This window comes from Aliiroseovarius crassostreae, assembly GCF_001307765.1.
Lineage (GTDB): Bacteria > Pseudomonadota > Alphaproteobacteria > Rhodobacterales > Rhodobacteraceae > Aliiroseovarius > Aliiroseovarius crassostreae.
The window spans coordinates 1-19,105 of sequence record NZ_LKBA01000011.1 but is presented as its reverse complement, the minus strand read 5'-3'; the positions used below and the strand labels follow the sequence as shown (position 1 = coordinate 19,105).

The window sequence follows — 19,105 nt, the reverse complement described above, 5'->3', positions numbered from 1 at the left end:
CCCGCGCCGGGTTGGTCATCCCCCTGACAATACCCGGCTTGCTGCCCCTCGGCTTGCCACATTGACTCACAACCGTGAAAGTGTGATGCCGGGGCGTAACGCCCCTCTGGGCGAAAGGAGATTTTAATGTCCGGGTTTACCGCCAATCGTCCCGCCGAACATCGCCAGACCATTTTGATGTGCTGCGACGACAATTACTTTCCCTTTGCCACTTTGCTGGCGCAGCAGATCTCGGATGCGTTCCCGGAACGCCAGTTTGACATCTGCATCCTTTATAGCGGCGATTTCCCGCAACACCCGATCATTGAAACACTGGGCCTGCGGCTGCTGGAAATTGAAATTCCGGAAAGCTGGCAGGGGCTGGCCACGTCGAAAAAAATCACCCTGGCCGCTTACCTGCGGATCATCGCCCCGCGGCTTCTGGCCGATGATTACGACCGCATTCTCTATCTCGACAGCGACATGATCTATCAGCGCGGCGATATCGAAAAGCTGATTGCGCTTGATATCGGGGATCACGCGGTTGCCGCCGTGCGTGACAATTACCAGCACCGCGCGCCCAATCGCCTTGCCGCGGAATTCAAGGCGAACAACAAAAGCGTCGCCCCCTATTTCAATTCAGGTGTGTTGCTGATTGATGTGCCGAAATTCATTGAGCTGGGCATTGAAGAGAAAAGCTTTGAATGGACCAAGAACCGGGAGAAAGGGCCGCGCGTCAAACATGATCAGCGGGCGTTGAACCTCGCGCTTCATGGCGACTGGGCCGAGCTTTCGCCGGTCTGGAACTGGCCCTGTTTTCATCGCTATTTCTTCCTGACCCATTTTATTGATCCGTGCTTCATCCATTTCCTCAGTTCTCGCAAACCGTGGCGGGATGTGAACGGGATCTATTCGGCGACACATGTCCGGGTTATTCACGACCATCTTGCCAAACACTTCCCCGAGGCGGCCAAGGCGATGCCGGAGCGCCCCAAACCGGGGACGGAATTTGGAAAATGGCTGTGGATCTTTGTCCGCCATGCGCTCGATTACCGGCGCATTGCACCTTATCTGAACCGGTTCTCGGGCGATTTTGACGTCAAAACCAAGTAGCCCCTGTTGGCCGAGGGGCGCGTTCCGGGGCCAGGGTCAGAATTTGAGGGCCTTACCCCTCCAGATCAGGCACCTTGGCCTTTTCAGGCGTGCCCCCATGCCAGTTGCGTCCGGCGGCAACAATGCAGCTTACGCCATTTGCATGGGTTACGAGGATGGTAAAACTGCCGGTTTCCGGTGAGGACCAGACCTCCAGCAATTCTTTGTGGTTTTGCAACCCACCGCCAACCAGCCCTTCCCTATATTGACCGGACAGCTTTTCAACCAGATCAGGTCTGGGCGCGCAGCTGGGCATGGCATGTGCAGCCGGGATCGGCGGTGCCAGAGAGGCCGCTCCGAAGATCAGGGCCGAGCTTACGAGACGTTTGAACATAACAGTTTCCTTTCCGTATGAACCGGACAAGCTGCACTGTTGTTGATAGTTGTTTACGCCTCTTGGGCAGCCTGCCCATCTGTGGTTTATGTCTGTAATAGATATGGGGATTGCTCCGAAAACCTGCCCGTCGCAGGGCGACACAGTTTCGTGACCTTTCCCTCGCCTGTTTGGAGTATATCAAAAAATGGCTTCAAAACCAAGAGCTTGGCAAAGGATGCTATCTGGGCGCAGGCTTGATCTGCTGGACCCGACCCCGATGGATATCGAGATTGAGGACATTGCCCATGGGCTGGCATTTGTGGCGCGCTGGAATGGGCAGACCTTGGGGGATTATCCCTATTCGGTCGCGGAACACTCTCTTTTGGTTGAAAAAATCTACGCACGTCTTTATCCGAAGGCCCCCGTCAAATGGCGCCTTGCCGCACTTTTGCATGATGCCCCGGAATATGTCATCGGGGACATGATTTCGCCGGTCAAAGCGGCGGTTGGGGCAGGTTATGGCGATCTGGATGAACGGCTGACCACCGCGATCCACGTGCGGTTTGGCCTGCCCGCGAAGATCCCTGTGACGATCAAGAAAGCGATCAAACGCGCCGACAAAATTTCGGCCTGGCTAGAGGCCACGCAGATTGCGGGGTTTTCGGTGCAGGAGGGCAACCGCCTGTTCGGCACACCAAAGCCAGAAGTCATTCATGGGCTGGATATTCAGCTGCGCCCGCCCCGCAGCGTGCGCGAGGCTTTCACGGCCCGCCATACGGAATTGTTGCTGCAATTATGATCTCCGTTCGCCCCGCCACCCCTGATGATGCCGATGGCATGAGCGCCGTGATCACCCCGATCCTGCGAGGGTGGAACAGCAACCGGCGCGGCGATGCAGAACATATGCTTGAGAACTACATCAAACGCCCTCATTCGATCCGCTGCAGCGTTGCCACCTCCGAGGGGGGACGGATTATCGGTTTCCAGTCATTGGTCCTCGCCACCAAGGATAACCCTCACGATACACCTGTAGGCTGGGGCATCATCGGCCCCTAGGCTCAGGCCCCATTGATTTCGGACGTTTGGCATGTTTCACGATGCAAAAACCAAGCTGTGAACATGTGTGATCTCTTCTGGCTGACCGATGCGCAGATGGCACGTCTGGAGCCCTTCTTTCCGAAATCCCACGGCAAGCCTCGCGTTGACGACAGGCGCGTCTTGAGCGGGATTATTTTTATCAATTACAATGGCTTGCGCTGGCGGGACGCGCCGAAGGCGTGCGGGCCACACAAGACTTTGTACAACCGTTGGAAGCGGTGGAGCAACAAAGGTATCTTCGCCCAAATGATGGTCGGCCTGGCGGCAGATCACGGCGAAGAAAAGACCGTCATGATTGATGCGACCTATCTGAAAGCCCATCGTACAGCGTCCAGTCTGGGCGTCAAAAAGGGGGGCGTGGGCGCCTGATCACTGCCCGGCAGGGTATTGCGCAGCAATGTCCCGAGAGGGAGGGCGGACCAAGGGCGGCATGAACACCAAGCTGCACGCCATTTGTGACAGCCAGGGGCGCCCCATTGATCTGTTCGTGACCACCGGACAAGTGAGTGATTACACTGGGGCAACTGCCCAGCCAGTTGGCAATATCGACAGGCTGTTTGTCCTCATCCTTGACGATGTTCCCATAGGTGTCTTCCATCAGATAGCGATGGCGCACAGGTTGATCATCCTGAGAGGTATCTGCCAGGCGGGCAGGCTCAGCCCAAGAGAGGCCAGCTGATCTGGTGATAAGAAAGGAACGGCGGTTTGGGGTTGTGGTCTCCAGTTTCCATTTCTGATTAGCGGTTCAGGGCATCGAAAACCTTGGTATTTGTTATGATTGGGGCGCAGTTTGTCCCTAAAGTGAAACGAAACATGTTCACAGAAAGGTATGGGTGATGACGGAACTGCTGGCGAAACTTTTGCCTTTGGGGTTGGCGCTTTTGATGCTGGTGGTTGGTCTGCGCCTGTCCCCGCGCGATTTTGCCGTGGTCTTTCGAAATCCCAAGGCGCTGAGCATCGGATTGCTGGTGCAGATGGTGACCCTACCTGTTCTGGCGTATCTGCTTGGCCAGGTGTTGGGCCTGTCCCCCGTCATGCAGGCGGGACTGGTGTTGGTGGCGGCGGCGCCCGGCGGTGTGACCTCAAACTATATTGCCCACCTGGCCCGCGCTGATCTGGCCCTGTCGACGGGGATGACACTTGTCACGACCCTGCTTGCATCAGTCTCTATTCCGGCTGTTCTTGCCTTTTTTGACGTGGCTGGATTTTCGGGAATTGCCAGTATTGCCAAGCTGAGTGGCGCCATGCTGGCAGTGTCGATTGTGCCGATGCTTTTGGGCATGGGGCTGGGGGCCGTTTCCCGGGTTTGGCAGGCGCGTCTTGCCCGTGTGCTGGAGCCGGTGGCCAAAGCAATCTTTGCGGCGATGGTTCTGGCAACCTTCGTGCAGAACTGGGGGCCGATGCAGGACAATCTGGCCGAAGTCGGCATGGCCGTGGTCGCGCTGAACCTTGGCGCCCTGGCGTTGGCTGCGATGGCGGCCCGTGCGGCAAGCCTTGGCTGGTCGCAGGCGCGCGCCATCATGGTCGAGGCGTCGTTGCAGAACGTGGCCGTGGCCATGTTTGTTGCCGGTTCCGTTCTGGCCCAACCTGCCTTGATGGTGCCAGGGCTGCTTTATGCCGTGATGATGAATATCAGTGCGGTGGTGCAGATTTATCTGGGACAAAAAGAAGGGGCAGGCGTGCCGGCCTGATCCGCAAAACAAAAAGCCCCGCAAATTGCGGGGCTTTCCACGTGACATCAACCTGGATCAGATGCTTTCGTCGATCCAGGATTGCAGCGCGGCCTTCGGCGCGGCGCCCACTTTGTTTGATACAACCTGACCGTCCTTGAACAGGAACAGGGCCGGAATGCTGCGCACACCCAGCTGAGACGGAGAATTCGGGTTTTCGTCCACGTTCACCTTGGCGATTTTCACCTTGCCTTCATACTCGGCTGACAGCTCTTCCAGCGCCGGACCGATCTGCTTGCACGGACCACACCATTCAGCCCAGAAATCCACCACGACAGGGATGTCGGAATTGCGCACTTCTGCGTCAAAGGTGGCGTCGGTAACGGCAACAGTAGCCATGTCATATCTCCTGAGAATTCGAGTTGGCCCTGAACCTATGGAGCCGCCCCGCCAACGTCAAGGCGCCGATATGCCTCCTCCAGAAAGTTGGGGGCAAGCGGCATCAGTTTTGCGTGATGGGTCCACAGGATCGCGGCCTCAATGTTGTGCTGTGGATAGATCTGCAAAAGCGCTGCCCGATAGGCTGCCATCTGCCGCAATACCCCTTCGGGCGTGTCGGCCGCTGACGCTGGCACCACCCGGTTTGACTTGAAATCGATCACGGTGACGGTGTGCTCGGTCACGATCAGCCGGTCGATAATGCCAAACAACACCCGGTCATATCCGGGCAATGGGGCGGTCACCTCAACCTCGGCAAGGGTGTCGGGTGTGAAAATATGTGCCAGCTCAGCCGAGGTCAAAACCCCTCGCGCCTCGCTCAGGATTTCCGCCATGTCTTCAGGCGGGGCAATGTCGTCCCCGGCGGACAGAAGGGTTTGGGCGTATTCAGCCCAAAGAGAGGGCGCATAACTCGGCAGATGCTCCAGCAACAGATGGATTTGCCGGCCGCGCCGCTTGGCACTTTCTTCGTCAAGTTCCGCCTGATTAGGGTCGAAAATGGCTTTTGCTCCCCCCAGATCGGAAGGCGAGACCAGAGGCAGTTCCTCGGTGGGAAGCTTTGCAGATTCCGTCGCCCATTTCGGCAAGCCATCTGCCACTTCGGTCTGGGGTGCTGGTTTTGTTTGCGCCGTCATTTGGGCAGGCCAGTGCCCGAGTTCGAACCTGCGGAAGCTGTTCTCGCCCAAATCAACAATCGTGCCGCCCGCGCGCTCCATGGCCTCGGTTGCGATATTGTACCACTCGGTTGGTGCTTTCCCGATTGTCCCGGTGGCGGCCAGAATAAGCCACTGCTCCGCGCGGGTCATCGCCACGTAAAGCAGCCGTGTGGCCTCTTCTTCCTGCGCCTGACGGTCGCGCGCCAAGGCTGCCTCAACCGCTGTTGTGCGATCTGTCGTCGACGGTTTCCAGATCGCGTGGCCGCCGTCCAGCTCAACCAGCTCGTCCCGGTTGCGATACTGACTGCGGGCAAGGTCGGGAAGAATGACAATCGGGGCTTCCAACCCCTTTGATCCATGCACGGTCATCACGCGGATCTGTTGATCCACAGTATCCATCTGGCGCTTGATGGTGACCTCTTCCACCTCAAGCCAGTTCACAAAACCGGTCAGGCTGGGTGTTTCCAGACGTTCATAGGCGAGGGCCTGTGCAAGCAGCGCATCAATGCCATCCTCGGCCTCCTGCCCCAGACGTGCCAGCAGTTTGCTGCGGCCATTGAACCGCGTCAGCACCCGTTCAATCAGTTCATATGGGCGCAGAAAGTCGGCATCATCCCGCAGCTCTGTCAGCATCTGAACCAGCGTCGGAAAGTGCTCACGCTGATCCCGCAGCGCCCGCCAGAGATAGGTATTTTTGCCGCGGGGATGGGCCAGCCTGAACAGGTCCTGTTCGCTCAGACCCGCCAGAGGTGAGCGCAGCACACAGGCCAGGGACAGATCATCTTCAGGCGTGGCAAGAAATGAGAGCAGGGCCTTCAGGTCCTTAACCGCCAGCTCCCCCCCGATACGCAGCCGATCTGCGCCGGCAATAGGCAACCCTTCCTGCTTGCAGGCGCGAATGATTTCATGAAACAGGTCGCTGCGTTTGCGCAGAAGAACCAGAAAATCCCCCGCATGAACCGGCCGGGTTTCGCCATTTTCCGCGGGAAGAGACTCTGTTTCTATGATCCTCTTAATTTCACGGGCAATCTTGCGGGCCAATTGAATGCGGTGATCTTCTTCCCCCAGCTTGTCGATGGGATCGAACCAGTCGCGGGTTTCCTCGAACTTCACGGGTTCGATCACCGGCCACAGGTCAACCCGCCCCGGTTTGTCGAAAAAAGCGCGGTGTTTGAATGCATCCCCCAGCCCTCCCTGATCATGCAGGGCATGGTCGACGAATTGCAAAATGGCCGGGGCAGAGCGGAAGGAAAACTCCATGGGGAGGTCCTGAAACGGCTTTCCGATCTGCCCAAGTTTGTCGCGGAAATTATCCCGCATCTCTTCAAATTTGTCCGGACGCGCCCCTTGAAAGGAATAGATGGATTGCTTGGGGTCTCCGACCACGAAAATGGTGCGGTTGACGTCATCGCGTGCGCCCAGACCGCTGGTGAATTCGCGTGACAGGTTGTCAATCACGCGCCATTGGGCCGGGCTGGTGTCCTGCGCTTCATCCACCAGGATGTGGTCAATGCCACCATCCAGCCGGTAGAGGATCCAGGCCGCAACTGCCGGGTCGGTCAGCAAATCACCTGCTTTGACAATCAGATCATCAAAATCAAGCCAGCCGCGTTGTTGTTTGGCCAATTCGTAATGAGCAACAAACCGGGTGGCGAATTGATGTAGGGCAGTTGTTTTCAGCGCCGAATACAGCCCTGATCTGAGAGGTTTTGTATCTGCAACCCGTTCCATCATCTGCTCCAGATGTGGCATCAGATCCTTGCCAGTGTCCTTCTTGACGGCGGCACTGGGAAAGGTCTTTTTCGGGCGCCCGGCCCCCGCGCCCTTTTCTGATAAAAAGAGCGTTTCAAGCTGGATGAGAGACTGAATTGACGCCTTCAACGGCAAGATTGTGGCCAATTTCCGCGCTGATGCCGCGTCATTTCGATTGTCCGGGTTCAGAAGGGGGAGAAGTCGCTCCAGAACCAACCCATCTCCGGGTGCGAACGCCCTATAGAGCACCTGCTGCTCGGTAAGGGTGGCAGGAATATCGAACCATTTCCGAATGTCGCTTTCAGATATGTTTGTCAGAAAATGGGAGCGGTTATGGGTAATGTCGCCTGCAAGGCCATCAAAGTCTTCGGCGGTATAATAGCGGGCAAGATTGGCAACCAATTCAGGCTGCTCCTGCGCCATGAGGTCTATGATTTCCGTTCGCAGAAGCTTTGCCGCGCGATCATCCATTTCCTTGAATTGCGGAGAGACCCCGGCCTCCATCGGGAATTTTCGCAGCAACCCGGCGCAATAGGCATGGATGGTCTGGATTTTCAGACCGCCAGGGGTTTCGATGGCCCGCGCAAACAGTCGGCGGGCCTGGCGTAAGTCGCGCGCAGCTGTGGGGATGCCAAGCTCCGCCAAGGCGTTTTGCAGGGCGTCATCGTCCTTCATCGCCCATTCCCCAAGCCGTTTGAACAGCCGGTTCTGCATTTCGCTGGCAGCGGCCTTGGTATAGGTCAGGCACAGAATGTTCTGCGGGCTGACCCCATCCAGCAGCAGACGCGCAACCCGATCTGTCAGCACGCGTGTCTTTCCCGACCCCGCATTGGCGGACAGCCAGGTGGAGCTGCCGGGATCTGCCGCATCAATCTGGCGCTGCGTGGCTTCGTTGAACATCACAGGCTCACCTCTTCGTCACTGCCTTCCTGGCTGTCATCCCACTCCCCGAACCGGGCGAGGTGGTCATAGTCGCCGCCAAAACGCTGTTCCTGAACTGCGCGGCGGGACAAATACCCCTGTTTTGGGCTGTAATAGGCACTGATAAGTGTGACCAACTCGGCGCGGATCTGTTCGATTTCCGGCGGGCTGAGCGGGATTTCACTGGTGCCGGGCTTGGCCCCCAGACCGATATAAGCAACGTGGCTGACCGGAGTTTCGGCGATGCCTTCAAACCCACCCTCAGCCGCCATGACGGCTTCGAGAAGCAATTGCTTGTCAAAGTGTTTCTGCACTTTTTCGGTGGGGGGGCTGCCGGTTTTATAGTCATAAATCCTAAGTGACCCGTCCAGATTCTGGTCAATGCGATCAGCCGTGCCGGAGAGGGTAAACCCCAGTTCCTCCAGGGTAATCTGCCCTTTCACCTCGTTGGCGATGTTTTTTGAAACCTCCCGGCGCTTGGCCTCTTCCTGAACAAACCAATCGGCAACACGTTCGAGCTTGGCAAGCCATAGCGCGCGCGTTGCGGGCCAGGGGGCCTCTTGCGAAAGTATGATCTCGGCCACGGCCAGAAGGCGCTGTTTGGCAGCGTCTTCGTGTTCGTCCTCGGGGCGTTCAGAAATGAACCGCTCGAATATCTTGTGAAGAACCGTGCCGCGCAGCGGGGCGTCCGGGGGTTGGTGAAGCGGGCGCAGAGGTCGTAATTTCAGCACCTGCTCCGCATAGATTGCATAGGGATCCCGGATCAGTTTTGAGATGCGAGTAACGGAAAGCCGGGTCGGACGCGCACTGACGGGCGGGCGGGGAGAGGGGCGCTTTTCTGGTGAAATAGGGTCTGTTTTGGTGTCGAGCTTCTCGGCCCAAGATGTCCATTTGGCGCCTCGTGTCTTCATATCCGCAAGGGCGCTTGCCCCGTCTTCCGACATACCTTCCAGCAGGTTGACCAAACGGTTGACCCAGCGGGACGGCACTGTTTCGCTTTCCTCATTCCGCGAGGCGCGGGTGAGATAGACCGTTTCTGCGGCGGCCGCCTGCTGAAAATCATGTGCAGACAGCCCAATCCGGCGTTCGGGCAACAACAGTCCCACTTGTTGGCGCATCACACGGTTCATCCACGGGTCGGGCGCTGGCGGTTCCGGCCAGCTTCCTTCGTTCAGCCCGGCCAGCACCACGGTATTTGTGCCCTGCACCCTTGCCTCCAGCGTTCCCCAGAACATAACCCCTTTGTGCGGGGTGACAGGATCGCGCACTTCGCCCTGGTTCATCAGGTTGGCAAACAGGCTGATATAGTCCTGCACGGACATGTCCCCGCCATAGGGGGCTTCGGCCTGCAGTTCAGTGACCTTTTTCAGAGCCTCACGCCCCGCCGCTTTTTCCCAAAGTGCTCCTGAGCCTTCACCTTTGGGGCCGCATGCAATGGTTTCTGTAAGAGCGATATGATGGTCAACCCAGTCCTCTAGTGACTGTGATTTAGTGTCTATTGGCTGGAGTAGAGACTTATTTATCCAACCTACCCATTCCTGCAGGTCTTCATCCGCCTCTCGCTTTGTGGCCCAGTTGAGCAACGCGTCAGGTGTGGGGTAAGGCAAGCCGCGCCGCAACACCTCCAGCTCCAGATCTCGGGTCCAGCGCAGGTGATTGCCACGATCCTGATCACTATGGGTCAGAGGATGTTTGAGAATTGCCAAGAGCAGATCGCCAGTGATCTCCTTCAAAAACAGATCCCCTACGTGGCGCAGCAGGCGCCCTGGTGCGGACAGGGCCAAGGGGCGTCCGGCGCTGTCATCCGGTTCGATGCCCCAACGGTCCAGCGCAGCTGTCACCTGCCGGGTCAGATTGCGATCCGGTGTGATCAGGGCGATGGGGTCGTCACGCTCGACGGCTTCGCGGATAACCAATGCAATGGAAAGGGCTTCATGTCGGGGAGATCGGGCCTCGATCAGGGTCAGGTCGCGTGTGGCCGTTTGAACATCCCCAAAACGGGGTCCTTCTATCTGCCACTGATCGGTCACCGGTGCGGGGCGCAGCGCAAGGGACAGGAGCCGGTTTCGCGTGGGGTTCGGTGGAGGAGTTGCAGACCATGAGCGCACCTCTTCTGCGGACATGTCCAGCGACTGCAAGAGGGATGCAAAACGATATTGTGGGTGATCTTCGCCAAGCAACGCATCATCCAGCTGCGCCCAGGCCGAGGCGGGCATGTCGAAGTCGAACCCCGGCAGGATCACCGCCCCTTGGGGCAATTTGGCGACTGCCCGCATCAATAAGGCCGTTGCGCCGCGTGACCCGGTGGAACCGGCGATGATCACAGGATGCCCCGGAGGTGTTTCCAGCCATTGTGCCACAAGGGCTTCGATCACCTGTCTTTGGCGACCTTCCTTGTCTGGGTGGGTTTTTGCGGTGTCGCCCAGAAAATGTTCAACCAGCGACACAAATTTCAACGCGCGTTGCCAGTGCCCTGATTGGTCGGATACGTCGAGGGCGTGCACCTTGTCCGGGCTGACCCCTTCGCCCTGCATCTCGTCCATGAGGTCGGACAGGCTGTTTGCCAGATCGAAGATCAGGCTGCGAGGGGCCAGATCCGGCTCCTGCTCGACCAGATGCCCAACCAGTTGGGCCAGTTCCAACCGGCGACGGAGCGGCGAAACCGCCGGGGGCAGCCCTGCCATATCAAGCTCGCGCCCGATATCGCCGAGCACCCTAATCCGTGGGAGAAGCCGTGCTCCTCCATCGGCAAACAGTTTGCGCACGCGCCGCTGCATGCGTTGCGTGTTCACGAAAATCTCGATCCGGCTGACGTCTTCCGGGCGCATCCCGGAGCAGCGTTCCAGCAACCCTTCGACCACGGATTTCGGAAAATCAACGCCAGGGGGAAGGGCAAACAGGCGGGGGGACTCTGAAGGGTTAAACATTTGAGGTCAATAATTCTTCTGCAATTTCAATGCCCTCTGGATGTCCGACGTCGCACCATCCGCCGGTATGGATCGCGCCATAGACGCGGCCCTTGGCAAACATCTGGTTCCAGATCTCCCACATGGAGAAGGCGGTTTTTGGGTGGGTAGAAAACTGTTCGGTGCGAATGATCTGGCAACCGGTATAGACCAGCCCGCCCCCCGGCGTCAGGCCCCCGTCATCTTGCATCAGAAAGTTACCCGGGCGGGTATACCCTTTGGCGCGCTCCTTGGGGACAAGCGCCAGAAGGGCATCCATCTTTTCGGGGTCCCATGCCCTCAGAAGGGTGTCGATCGGGTTGGGGCCGGTCCATACGGCGTCAGAGTTCAGCGTGACCACGGGGCCTTGACCAAGCAGGGGAAGTGCCTTGCGCAGTCCACCGCCGGTTTCAAGGATCTCGTCCCGTTCGTCTGAAATCGCAACATTCTTTGAGCTGAGGTGATTGATGAGCTGGTCTGGCAGGTAATGCACGTTGACCACCATACGCGAAAGCCCCGCCCCCTCTGCCAGCGAAAGGGCATGATCAATCAGGGGGCGGCCTGCGACCTCGATCATCGGTTTGGGGCGTGTCGCGGTCAGCGACCCCATGCGTGTGCCAAATCCAGCGGCAAAAATCATGATGGCGTTGGGCATGGGGATCTCAGTCTGGTCAGAAATGCGGGTGTTGGGTCAGGGAGCAGCGGGCGCAGTTGGGTTTTCAGGCCTGACAATTCAGGATGATCCAGATCTTGCTGCAGCATGCGCCAGACGCGGGGGATCAGATCGACATATCCCGGTTTTCCCATCTGACGCGCCAGGCGTGCAAATATGCCCAGGATACGCAGGTTGCGCTGCACGGCGATCAGGGCGGCGGCGAAGCGGGTGTCCTTGGTTGACATGCCCTTCATGGTGGCAAAATGGGACAGGCATTGATTGGCGATGTCGGGATGCACATCCCGTCGGGCATCGCGGATCAAGGACACCAGGTCATAAATCGGATCGGTTGCAACGGCGTCCTGATAGTCCAGCAGTCCCACCCGTGCAGGCCCTTCGCGATCAGGTAACCACAGCAAATTCTCGGCGTGATAATCCCGCAGCGACAGCACGGTCGGGGCAGAAAGATGACGAAGCAGCGTTTCCAGATTTGACATTGCCGCCTTTGCTTCCGTGCTCAGGACCGATTGCTTGTCGGTCTGATACCACAGAAAGGCGAGGTCGGTGGCCTGGGCCATTTCGGACGGTCCGTAAAGGGGGATACCTTCTGGGAGCGGGCCGTGATGTAGTGGTTCAAACAGCTCTGTGGCGGCAAGATACAGGGGCAATTCAAGTGTCGGATCTCGCAGGACTTCTCGGGCAAAAACCGTGTCGCCAAGATCTTCAAGCAGCGCGAACCCGTGAGGCAGATCGACCGCGATGATTTCAGGCGCGGACAGGTTGAGCTGGCGCAGATGGGCGGTCATGTGAAGAAACACCGTGAGGCTTTGGCCCGTATCACTGGGATCGTCCATCAGCACCAAAGAACGGCCCTTATCGGTCACCCGCTCGTATCGGCGCGAGGATGCATCCCCAGCCAGAGGCGTGCGGGGCGCGGCCGACAACCCGTTTTCATTCAGGAAGGCCACTTTGAGGGTTTCTCTGGTCATGCCAGCGCCTCACGAATGCGGATTTCCCATTCCGGGCTTGGGCAGGCGAAATGCGCGCGGCGCTCCCCCTCGGTATCGGTGGTGGACCAGTCAATCAGCAAGGCACCTTCGGGGGTCAGATCGCCCAGACGGTCCGGCCATTCCACCAGGCAAATGGCGTCGTCAAAAGCGTCGATCAGACCAAGCTCATCAACCTCATCCGGGTGGGTGAGGCGGTAAAGATCTGCGTGCCAGATCTCGGTCCTGTCGTCCTCATAGGTCTGAACCAATGTGAAGGTGGGCGAGGGGATATCCTCGCACATGCCAATGGCGGCAAGCCGGGCCTGGATCAGGCTGCGGGCAAAATGCGTCTTGCCCGCTCCAATCCCGCCTTGCAGCAAAATCACATCCCCCGGGTGCAGCATCGGGGCAAGGCGGATCGCAAAGGCGGCGCTGTGGTCAGCGCTTTCGAAAAGGTGATCAATCGGGTCGGCAATACTCATGCCGCGACTATGGGTCTGTGCCCCAACGGGTGCAAGCCTGATTGCGCCAAGGGGGCGGTTCACCCGGTGTTATGGTTTCAAACCGCAGGGCGGGAATTTGGTGCCGTGCCGTGTTTTTGTTGAAGGGTGCGGCTGCGCGTCGGAGAGGCTGGCAGCTTGGCAGAGGGCGTAAACCGGACCATCGTGGTGCCACGGGCCATGGGCGTCACGCGGCATGTCACTTCGCGCCCATTCAACAGGTGGCATGTTCCGTCCAGGGGTTCGCGCTTGGCATGGTTGGCCACCGCGATCTGGATTTTGTCCCAGATATCTGATGGACGTGACTTGTGGCGCCAGGTCATGCAGGCGTCCGAAATGGTCACATCCATCAAAGAGGTTTCCGGATCATTGCCCCAGAGCCGGGCATAGGCGGTGTTGGACATGGCCAGGGTACCGCCGGGGGCAAACACGGCGATGGCATCGTCGATGCAATCCAGTGCTGACTGTCCCATTTCAAGCTCGGTCCGGAACCGGCGGGTCAGTGAAATTTCGGCAGTGATGTCTTCGAACATGAATGCCACCGCCCCTTCCGGGTGAGGGCGTCCGGTGACGCGATAGGTCTGACCAGAGGGCAGGGACCAGGTTTCCCCATAGGTGCCATTCACCGCGTCTGTTTCGAGTTCGGACATTTGCTGACGCCAGGATTTGTAATCTTTTGGTTCCGGCATCATCCGCTTTTCGCGCAGATGGTCGAGGAAGCTGAACAGCGTGGGTTTGCCAACCAGAAATTCGATCGGCAGGGCGACGAGATCGGTCAAAGCAGGGTTGAACAGTGCCAGTTGACGCTTGCGATCAAACACGGCCAGCCCAATTGGCAGATGCGCAAATGTCTTGGTCAGGGTGGTGACGAAATCCGACAGGCTGTTTTCGGCTTTGACAAGCCGGTCCACTGGCAGGGCGGTGACGATGGTTTCATTCCCCAGAATGGTTTCGTGCAGCTCATACCATTTCCGCTGTCCGCTTTGCCCGTCCGCCAGCGCGATACGGCGGGGCTGGTCCGGGTCGATTTCTTCTGCAGGCTGCGGGCGGTCAAACAGTTTGCGGGGTGGCCATGAGCTCGCATTCCCGCTCGGAAACTGAGTATCGGCCAGATCCAGATAGTGGCGGTTTGCCCAGGTAATCGCACGGTTTTCGTCTTCGCGCCAAATCAGGAAGGGCAGATTGTCTGCCGTGGAGCGCAGGCAGGCCACTTCATCGCTCAAGGCGTGCAGGCGATGATAGTCCACACCTTTGGAATGGGCCTCTTCAACAAACTCGATCCGGGCCAGCCCGTTGCACCATTGCGCACGCAGACGGCAATCGGCATCTTTGGCGGCCAGATCCACTTCGCCGAACTCGGCCAGTTCGGACATGCGGGTTTCAAGGTCAGGGAAGTAGCGATGCAACAGGGATGTCATCTGCTGCCAATCCGTTGCATTGCCCGGACGCTCGGTGGACTCGAGCAACTGCCATCCGCGTTCAGTTGCGTCGATGACCTTTTGATCGTCAAACAGGAAAATCGCGGTATCACGCTCCGTATATGCGACCTGCCCAAGCGGTTTACGTCGCCTGGAGGCGGTCAGCGTAAGAGCATAGAGAGCGGCGAGTGCGACACAGAAAGCAGTCAGCACCATTGCGGCGGCCATAAGAGAGTTCAGCATTTTTCCCATCCCAAGATCGGGGTTTGTTAACCCTGTCCAAATCTTGCGGGAGGAAGGTTAATGAACGTTTAATCTTGGCGCCGTTCCCCTTTTTTCTAAGGAATTTACGCTATTGGAATTGCTGGTTTTCGCCGAGGGCCTGCATGTTCTCTTTCTGTTCAAGGCCCGAATCGTCTCGCCGCCAGTTTACCTGAGCAATGGCCCCGGATTTTTCGCGTGGGTGTGGCCGCCCGGTATAGGGCTCTGCCCCGTTTGCGAAGCTCAGCCGCGCCCCGGTGCGTTCCAAAAGGGTCTTGGCGATGAACAGGCCCAGCCCCATGCCCTCATATTCCCTGCGCTGGAGGTTCTGCGGGTCAGAGGAGCGGCGGCGCAGGAACGGGTCCCCGATCCGGTCAATCAAATGCGGGGCATATCCGCGCCCGTCATCTATCACGCGGATTGTGATGGTGCGGTCGGTCCAGCTGAGGTCGATCCAGACGGCGGTCGAGGCAAAATCCACCGCGTTCTGGATCAGGTTACGCAGCCCGTGAATGATCTCGGGGCGGCGGGCCAGAATGGGCTGTTCCGTTTCCTCCCCTTCGATTGAGATGCTGATCTCCTTGCCGCGGTCCATATGCGGCTCGGCGGCGGCCTCGATAAGGGCGGACAGGGGCACAAAGCGCATATGCATGTCGTCTTTGCCTGCACGCCCCATGGACCGCAGGATGTCCCGGCACCGGTCAGTCTGTTCATTGATCAGGCGGGCGTCCTCGATCAGGTCGGGATGGCCGTCCAGTTCTTCAACCAGTTCGGAGGAAACCAGTTTGATCGTGGCCAGTGGCGTGCCAAGCTCATGGGCAGCGGCGGCGACAACCCCGCCCAGATCGGTGAGTTTCTGTTCACGGGCCAAGGCCATCTGCGCGGCCAGCAATGCCTCGGACATGGATTTGATTTCTGAGGAGATGCGGCGGGTGTAAAGCCCGATGAAGCCGATCGACACCACCACCGCAACCCAAAGCCCGAAGACGAAGATCTCGGGCATGCGCAGGGCAAAGCCGGCCTGGGTCTGAAGCGGCAGGTTGAAATCGGCCACGATGGTTGTCGCCGCCACCGCAGCCCCCCCCACAACCATGGTCGAACGTGTTGACAGAGCAGTTGCGGCCACCGTCACCGGGGCCACGATCAGCACCATGAACGGATTGTGAAGCCCGCCGGTCAGGAACACCATGAAGGCCAGTTGCAACGTGTCGAACAATAGCCAGAGTGTGGCCTGCTGTTCGTTCAGCCTGGCATTGCGGGGGTAGAAGGCCAACGCAACCAGATTGGCCGAGGCCCCCATGCTGATCGCAATCCCGACCAGCAGCAGATTGATGTCGAGTGAGAAAAACCGGATCGCCACCACGATGGCGACGATCTGCCCCAGAATGGCGGCCCAGCGCAGGACAATCAGCGTGCGCAGGCGAACCCATTGCCCACCGACAGGGGCGACTCCCGGAGTTTGAGAGGGGCCAGACATGTGCGGGTGCTCCTGTCTTAAATTTGCTGCGGCAAGGGGTTGCGGCATCCTGCACTCTTGTTAAAGCGTTTTTATGTGGTGTTGTATCTGAAATGTGCAATCTGATACGGGAGGGGAAGCTTTCCGGTTTCGGGGCATGGGGTGACGAGCCGATTGGGACAGAACAGGCAGATAGGAGAAGGCCGATGATGCGCGTTTATGCAGTGGGGGCCGCTGTGACCGTGGCCGCTCTTTTGGGGGCAACTTGGTATGTGACCAGCGGGGCGGGCGAGGACAAGTTTGCGCAATGTCGTGCCTCGGCTGTGGGCACCGGGGTTGCGTCGATCGGGGGGCCGTTTGAGCTGACCGATGAAAACGGCAAATCGGTGACCGACAAGGATGTGATTACCAAGCCGACGCTGGTTTATTTCGGCTATACGTTCTGTCCGGATGTCTGCCCGCTGGACAATGCCCGCAATGCAGAGGCGCTCGATTTTCTGCAGGCCGAAGGGTATGATGCGCAGATGGCCTTCATCTCGATTGATCCGGAGCGTGATGGCGTGGAAGAGGTGCGTGATTTCACGGATTACCTTCATCCCGACATGATTGGTCTGACCGGAACGCCCGAACAGATCAAAGCGGCAAGCCAGGCTTACAAGACTTATTACCGCAAACAGGATGGGGATCCGGAATACTATCTGGTGGACCACTCAACCTTCACCTATCTGGTCACGCCTGAAGATGGTTTTTTGGAGTTTTTCAAACGCGACGACACCGCTCAGGACATGGCAAAACGGGTGTCTTGTTTCATTGATGCTGCCAAATAACGGATGATTGCGCTGACGGCATGTCTGATAACGCTGCGGAGAGTTTGACCCCGGCGGAGCAAACCCCTACATAAATTCATGTGATTGCAAGCGACCCGAGGGAGGGTGCCATGTCAGAGCAGGACCTTTACGAAATTGGCGAAGACAAGTCGCTGCTTTTGGTCGACGATGACGAACCATTCCTGCGTCGGCTGGCGCGTGCGATGGAAAAACGCGGGTTTGAGCCGGAGATGGCGGGCTCGGTCACGGCTGGCAAGGCCATCGCATCCGCCCGTCCCCCGGCCTATGCGGTGGTGGATCTTCGGCTTGAGGATGGCAATGGTCTGGACGTGGTCGAGGTGATCCGCGAGAAACGCCCGGATGCACGGGTGGTGGTTCTGACCGGATATGGTGCGATTGCCACCGCCGTGGCTGCGGTCAAGCTGGGAGCCACGGATTACCTGTCGAAACCGGCGGATGCCAATGACATCACCAATGCGCTTTTGGCAAAATCAGACGAGCTGCCGCCGCCGCCGGAAAACCCGATGTCGGCCGACCGGGTGCGCTGGGAACATATCCAGCGGGTCTATGAACTTTGCGATCGTAACGTTTCTGAAACCGCACGGCGTTTGAATATGCACCGCAGAACGCTACAAAGAATACTTGCAAAGCGTAGTCCAAAGTAAAGATATGAGGGTCCATGGGCAGCAAATCTGAACTGAAGCCGCCCATGCCCGATGGGGGCTGGTCGGTCGATATTCGCCGCGTTGAAAAGGCCATGATCCTGCCGGCGACCGAAAGCAATTTTGTCCAGAACGCAGGTATTATTGAAGCCGGGGGCAGTATGTCGCCGAGGGGGCCTGTGGCGGCGTTATCGCCCGCTGACCGAAGAACTCACGCCAGCTGAACCCAAGGAAAAGCGCAAGGGCAAGTGGCTCTGGGGCGGTGTGGTGTGGATGTATTTTCGCCATTTTCTGGTCGAAAGCACCGGTCGTCTCTGGCCTTATCACGAGCTAGATGATGAGATCGAAGGGATCATCTTCATCCCCAAACGCCCCCACAACAAATCAAAAATGGTTGGGTTTCAGGTCGATTTCTTCGATCTGCTTGGCATTCGCAAGGAGATCAGGATTGTTTCGGATCCGACCGAGGTGGAAGAGCTGATCGTGCCGGGACAGTGTCGCTCAGATGTGGGCCTATTCGGAGCCACCCGGATATCGGCGAACGGCACCGATCAGGCGGACGGCGCTGGATGCGTTCACGGGCCAGATAGATCAGTGGCTGGCCGAGGATAAAACCCGGCCGCGCAAGCAACGCCATACGGCAAAGCGCATCTTTGAGGGCTCTGTTGCAAACATTTTATTGAGCCGCAATGACCCTCTCGCTGGACGGAGTCAGGCTGCGAGTTGCTGTTCGAGCCAGGTCATGGTCTCTGACATAACACATGGTCCGACACCGAAGGCGCGTTCGATCATGCGTTTTTCGCCGATGGGATCGCGGGTCAGGTTGAAGGCGCGGCCCTGGCCTTTTCGCAATGCGCGCATCACTTCAAATCCCTTGATCGTGGCGTAGGCGGTTTTCATCGTTTTGAAGCCCCGGACCGGCTTGATCAGCTGCTTGAGCTTACCGTGATCGGCCTCGATGACGTTGTTCAGATACTTGACCTGGCGGTGTTCGACGTCCTTTGGGCACTTACCCTCTTTCTTCAATTCGCGGATCGCCTGGGTGTAGCATCCAGCCTTGTCGGTGTTGATTTTGGACGGTTTTTCCCAACCTTTGCAGGCACGAATAGCCTTGCCCAGAAAGCATTTGGCGGCTTTGGCATTGCGTGTCGAGGACAAATAAAAGTCGATCGTGTTGCCCAGCTTATCGACCGCCCGGTACAGATATGTCCACTTGCCGCGCACCTTGATATACGTCTCGTCAACGCGCCAGCTATCCGACATCGGCCGCCGCCACTGCCAGCGCATCCGCCGTTCCATGTCCGGGGCATATCGTTGCACCCAGCGGTAAATGGTCGAATGATCAACCCG

Annotated in this window: 17 protein-coding genes and 2 pseudogenes; 9 read left to right on the top strand and 10 right to left on the bottom strand. The window is 58.2% G+C overall.

What is annotated here, in order from left to right:
* Positions 1-126 precede the first annotated feature (126 nt).
* The gene (locus AKJ29_RS12040) at positions 127-1,092 is read left to right on the top strand and encodes a glycosyltransferase family 8 protein (RefSeq protein WP_055191237.1); all 966 of its coding nucleotides are present in this window, start codon (positions 127-129) and stop codon (positions 1,090-1,092) included.
* Positions 1,093-1,144: 52 nt separating this feature from the next.
* Here the strand turns inward: AKJ29_RS12040 and AKJ29_RS12035 are convergent, their stop codons facing one another.
* Entirely contained in the window at positions 1,145-1,465 is a 321-nt protein-coding gene (locus AKJ29_RS12035; RefSeq protein ID WP_055191235.1) for a hypothetical protein, read from the bottom strand.
* Positions 1,466-1,652: 187 nt separating this feature from the next.
* Here AKJ29_RS12035 and AKJ29_RS12030 point away from each other — a divergent pair, with 187 nt between their 5' ends.
* From AKJ29_RS12030 to AKJ29_RS12010, 4 genes and pseudogenes are all read left to right on the top strand, one after another.
* A complete protein-coding gene (locus AKJ29_RS12030; protein ID WP_055191233.1) occupies positions 1,653-2,246 on the top strand; it encodes an HD domain-containing protein in 594 nt (197 codons plus the stop codon).
* Positions 2,243-2,503, top strand: a complete 261-nt coding sequence (locus AKJ29_RS12025) for a GNAT family N-acetyltransferase (protein ID WP_055191231.1) — start codon at positions 2,243-2,245, stop codon at positions 2,501-2,503. Before AKJ29_RS12030 ends, AKJ29_RS12025 begins: the two co-directional genes overlap by 4 nt.
* Before the next feature lie 63 nt (positions 2,504-2,566).
* A pseudogene (locus AKJ29_RS12020) lies at positions 2,567-3,074 on the top strand (IS5 family transposase); the annotation flags it as partial.
* Between the two features lie 307 nt (positions 3,075-3,381).
* Complete coding sequence (locus AKJ29_RS12010; RefSeq protein ID WP_055191227.1) at positions 3,382-4,236, top strand: bile acid:sodium symporter family protein; 855 nt, start codon at positions 3,382-3,384, stop codon at positions 4,234-4,236.
* A 57-nt stretch (positions 4,237-4,293) separates the two neighbouring features.
* Here AKJ29_RS12010 and trxA read toward each other — a convergent pair whose 3' ends face one another.
* The 8 genes from trxA to regB form a co-directional block, all read right to left on the bottom strand.
* Entirely contained in the window at positions 4,294-4,614 is a 321-nt protein-coding gene (trxA, locus tag AKJ29_RS12005; RefSeq protein ID WP_055191225.1) for a thioredoxin, read from the bottom strand.
* Positions 4,615-4,649: 35 nt separating this feature from the next.
* Positions 4,650-8,021 (bottom strand): double-strand break repair helicase AddA, encoded by a 3,372-nt coding sequence (gene addA / locus AKJ29_RS12000; RefSeq protein WP_055191223.1) that lies wholly within the window; start codon positions 8,019-8,021, stop codon positions 4,650-4,652.
* Positions 8,021-10,969 (bottom strand): double-strand break repair protein AddB, encoded by a 2,949-nt coding sequence (gene addB / locus AKJ29_RS11995; RefSeq protein WP_055191221.1) that lies wholly within the window; start codon positions 10,967-10,969, stop codon positions 8,021-8,023. The genes addA and addB overlap by 1 nt, the downstream gene beginning before the upstream one ends.
* Entirely contained in the window at positions 10,962-11,642 is a 681-nt protein-coding gene (locus AKJ29_RS11990; protein ID WP_055191219.1) for a nucleotidyltransferase family protein, read from the bottom strand. Before AKJ29_RS11990 ends, addB begins: the two co-directional genes overlap by 8 nt.
* Positions 11,624-12,631, bottom strand: coding sequence for an aminoglycoside phosphotransferase family protein (locus tag AKJ29_RS11985; RefSeq protein WP_055191218.1), 1,008 nt, complete (start codon positions 12,629-12,631; stop codon positions 11,624-11,626). The genes AKJ29_RS11990 and AKJ29_RS11985 overlap by 19 nt, the downstream gene beginning before the upstream one ends.
* Positions 12,628-13,113, bottom strand: coding sequence for a tRNA (adenosine(37)-N6)-threonylcarbamoyltransferase complex ATPase subunit type 1 TsaE (gene tsaE, locus AKJ29_RS11980; RefSeq protein ID WP_055191216.1), 486 nt, complete (start codon positions 13,111-13,113; stop codon positions 12,628-12,630). Before tsaE ends, AKJ29_RS11985 begins: the two co-directional genes overlap by 4 nt.
* Before the next feature lie 77 nt (positions 13,114-13,190).
* The gene (locus AKJ29_RS11975) at positions 13,191-14,792 is read right to left on the bottom strand and encodes a PAS-domain containing protein (protein ID WP_074963784.1); all 1,602 of its coding nucleotides are present in this window, start codon (positions 14,790-14,792) and stop codon (positions 13,191-13,193) included.
* Positions 14,793-14,901: 109 nt separating this feature from the next.
* A complete protein-coding gene (regB, locus tag AKJ29_RS11970; RefSeq protein WP_055191212.1) occupies positions 14,902-16,287 on the bottom strand; it encodes a sensor histidine kinase RegB in 1,386 nt (461 codons plus the stop codon).
* A gap of 185 nt (positions 16,288-16,472) precedes the next feature.
* On the opposite strand from regB, the gene AKJ29_RS11965 reads away from it, so the two are divergent.
* From AKJ29_RS11965 to AKJ29_RS20080, 4 genes and pseudogenes are all read left to right on the top strand, one after another.
* Positions 16,473-17,093 carry an SCO family protein gene (locus tag AKJ29_RS11965; protein ID WP_055191210.1) on the top strand — a complete coding sequence of 207 codons (621 nt, stop codon included), beginning with the start codon at positions 16,473-16,475 and terminating at the stop codon, positions 17,091-17,093.
* A gap of 110 nt (positions 17,094-17,203) precedes the next feature.
* On the top strand, positions 17,204-17,758 hold the full coding sequence (locus tag AKJ29_RS11960) for an ActR/PrrA/RegA family redox response regulator transcription factor (RefSeq protein ID WP_055191208.1): 555 nt from the start codon (positions 17,204-17,206) through the stop codon (positions 17,756-17,758).
* A gap of 14 nt (positions 17,759-17,772) precedes the next feature.
* Positions 17,773-17,979, top strand: a complete 207-nt coding sequence (locus tag AKJ29_RS11955; protein ID WP_055191207.1) for a hypothetical protein — start codon at positions 17,773-17,775, stop codon at positions 17,977-17,979.
* A gap of 263 nt (positions 17,980-18,242) precedes the next feature.
* A pseudogene (locus AKJ29_RS20080) lies at positions 18,243-18,413 on the top strand (IS21 family transposase); the annotation flags it as partial.
* A 53-nt stretch (positions 18,414-18,466) separates the two neighbouring features.
* Here the strand turns inward: AKJ29_RS20080 and AKJ29_RS11945 are convergent.
* Positions 18,467-19,105 (bottom strand): IS6 family transposase (locus AKJ29_RS11945; protein WP_055191203.1); only part of this gene is annotated, 639 nt, incomplete at its 5' end.

Bases quoted from the DNA above. Each gene is read 5' to 3' on its own strand.
- AKJ29_RS12010 (WP_055191227.1), top strand. From the start codon at position 3,382: ATGACGGAACTGCTGGCGAAACTTTTGCCTTTGGGGTTGGCGCTTTTG.
- AKJ29_RS12040 (WP_055191237.1), top strand. From the start codon at position 127: ATGTCCGGGTTTACCGCCAATCGTCCCGCCGAACATCGCCAGACCATT.
- AKJ29_RS12030 (WP_055191233.1), top strand. From the start codon at position 1,653: ATGGCTTCAAAACCAAGAGCTTGGCAAAGGATGCTATCTGGGCGCAGG.
- addA (WP_055191223.1), bottom strand. From the start codon at position 8,021: ATGTTCAACGAAGCCACGCAGCGCCAGATTGATGCGGCAGATCCCGGC.
- AKJ29_RS11960 (WP_055191208.1), top strand. From the start codon at position 17,204: ATGTCAGAGCAGGACCTTTACGAAATTGGCGAAGACAAGTCGCTGCTT.
- AKJ29_RS12035 (WP_055191235.1), bottom strand. From the start codon at position 1,465: ATGTTCAAACGTCTCGTAAGCTCGGCCCTGATCTTCGGAGCGGCCTCT.
- regB (WP_055191212.1), bottom strand. From the start codon at position 16,287: ATGTCTGGCCCCTCTCAAACTCCGGGAGTCGCCCCTGTCGGTGGGCAA.
- trxA (WP_055191225.1), bottom strand. From the start codon at position 4,614: ATGGCTACTGTTGCCGTTACCGACGCCACCTTTGACGCAGAAGTGCGC.
- AKJ29_RS11985 (WP_055191218.1), bottom strand. From the start codon at position 12,631: ATGACCAGAGAAACCCTCAAAGTGGCCTTCCTGAATGAAAACGGGTTG.
- AKJ29_RS11975 (WP_074963784.1), bottom strand. From the start codon at position 14,792: ATGCTGAACTCTCTTATGGCCGCCGCAATGGTGCTGACTGCTTTCTGT.
- addB (WP_055191221.1), bottom strand. From the start codon at position 10,969: ATGTTTAACCCTTCAGAGTCCCCCCGCCTGTTTGCCCTTCCCCCTGGC.
- tsaE (WP_055191216.1), bottom strand. From the start codon at position 13,113: ATGAGTATTGCCGACCCGATTGATCACCTTTTCGAAAGCGCTGACCAC.
- AKJ29_RS11955 (WP_055191207.1), top strand. From the start codon at position 17,773: ATGGGCAGCAAATCTGAACTGAAGCCGCCCATGCCCGATGGGGGCTGG.
- AKJ29_RS11965 (WP_055191210.1), top strand. From the start codon at position 16,473: ATGATGCGCGTTTATGCAGTGGGGGCCGCTGTGACCGTGGCCGCTCTT.
- AKJ29_RS12025 (WP_055191231.1), top strand. From the start codon at position 2,243: ATGATCTCCGTTCGCCCCGCCACCCCTGATGATGCCGATGGCATGAGC.
- AKJ29_RS11990 (WP_055191219.1), bottom strand. From the start codon at position 11,642: ATGCCCAACGCCATCATGATTTTTGCCGCTGGATTTGGCACACGCATG.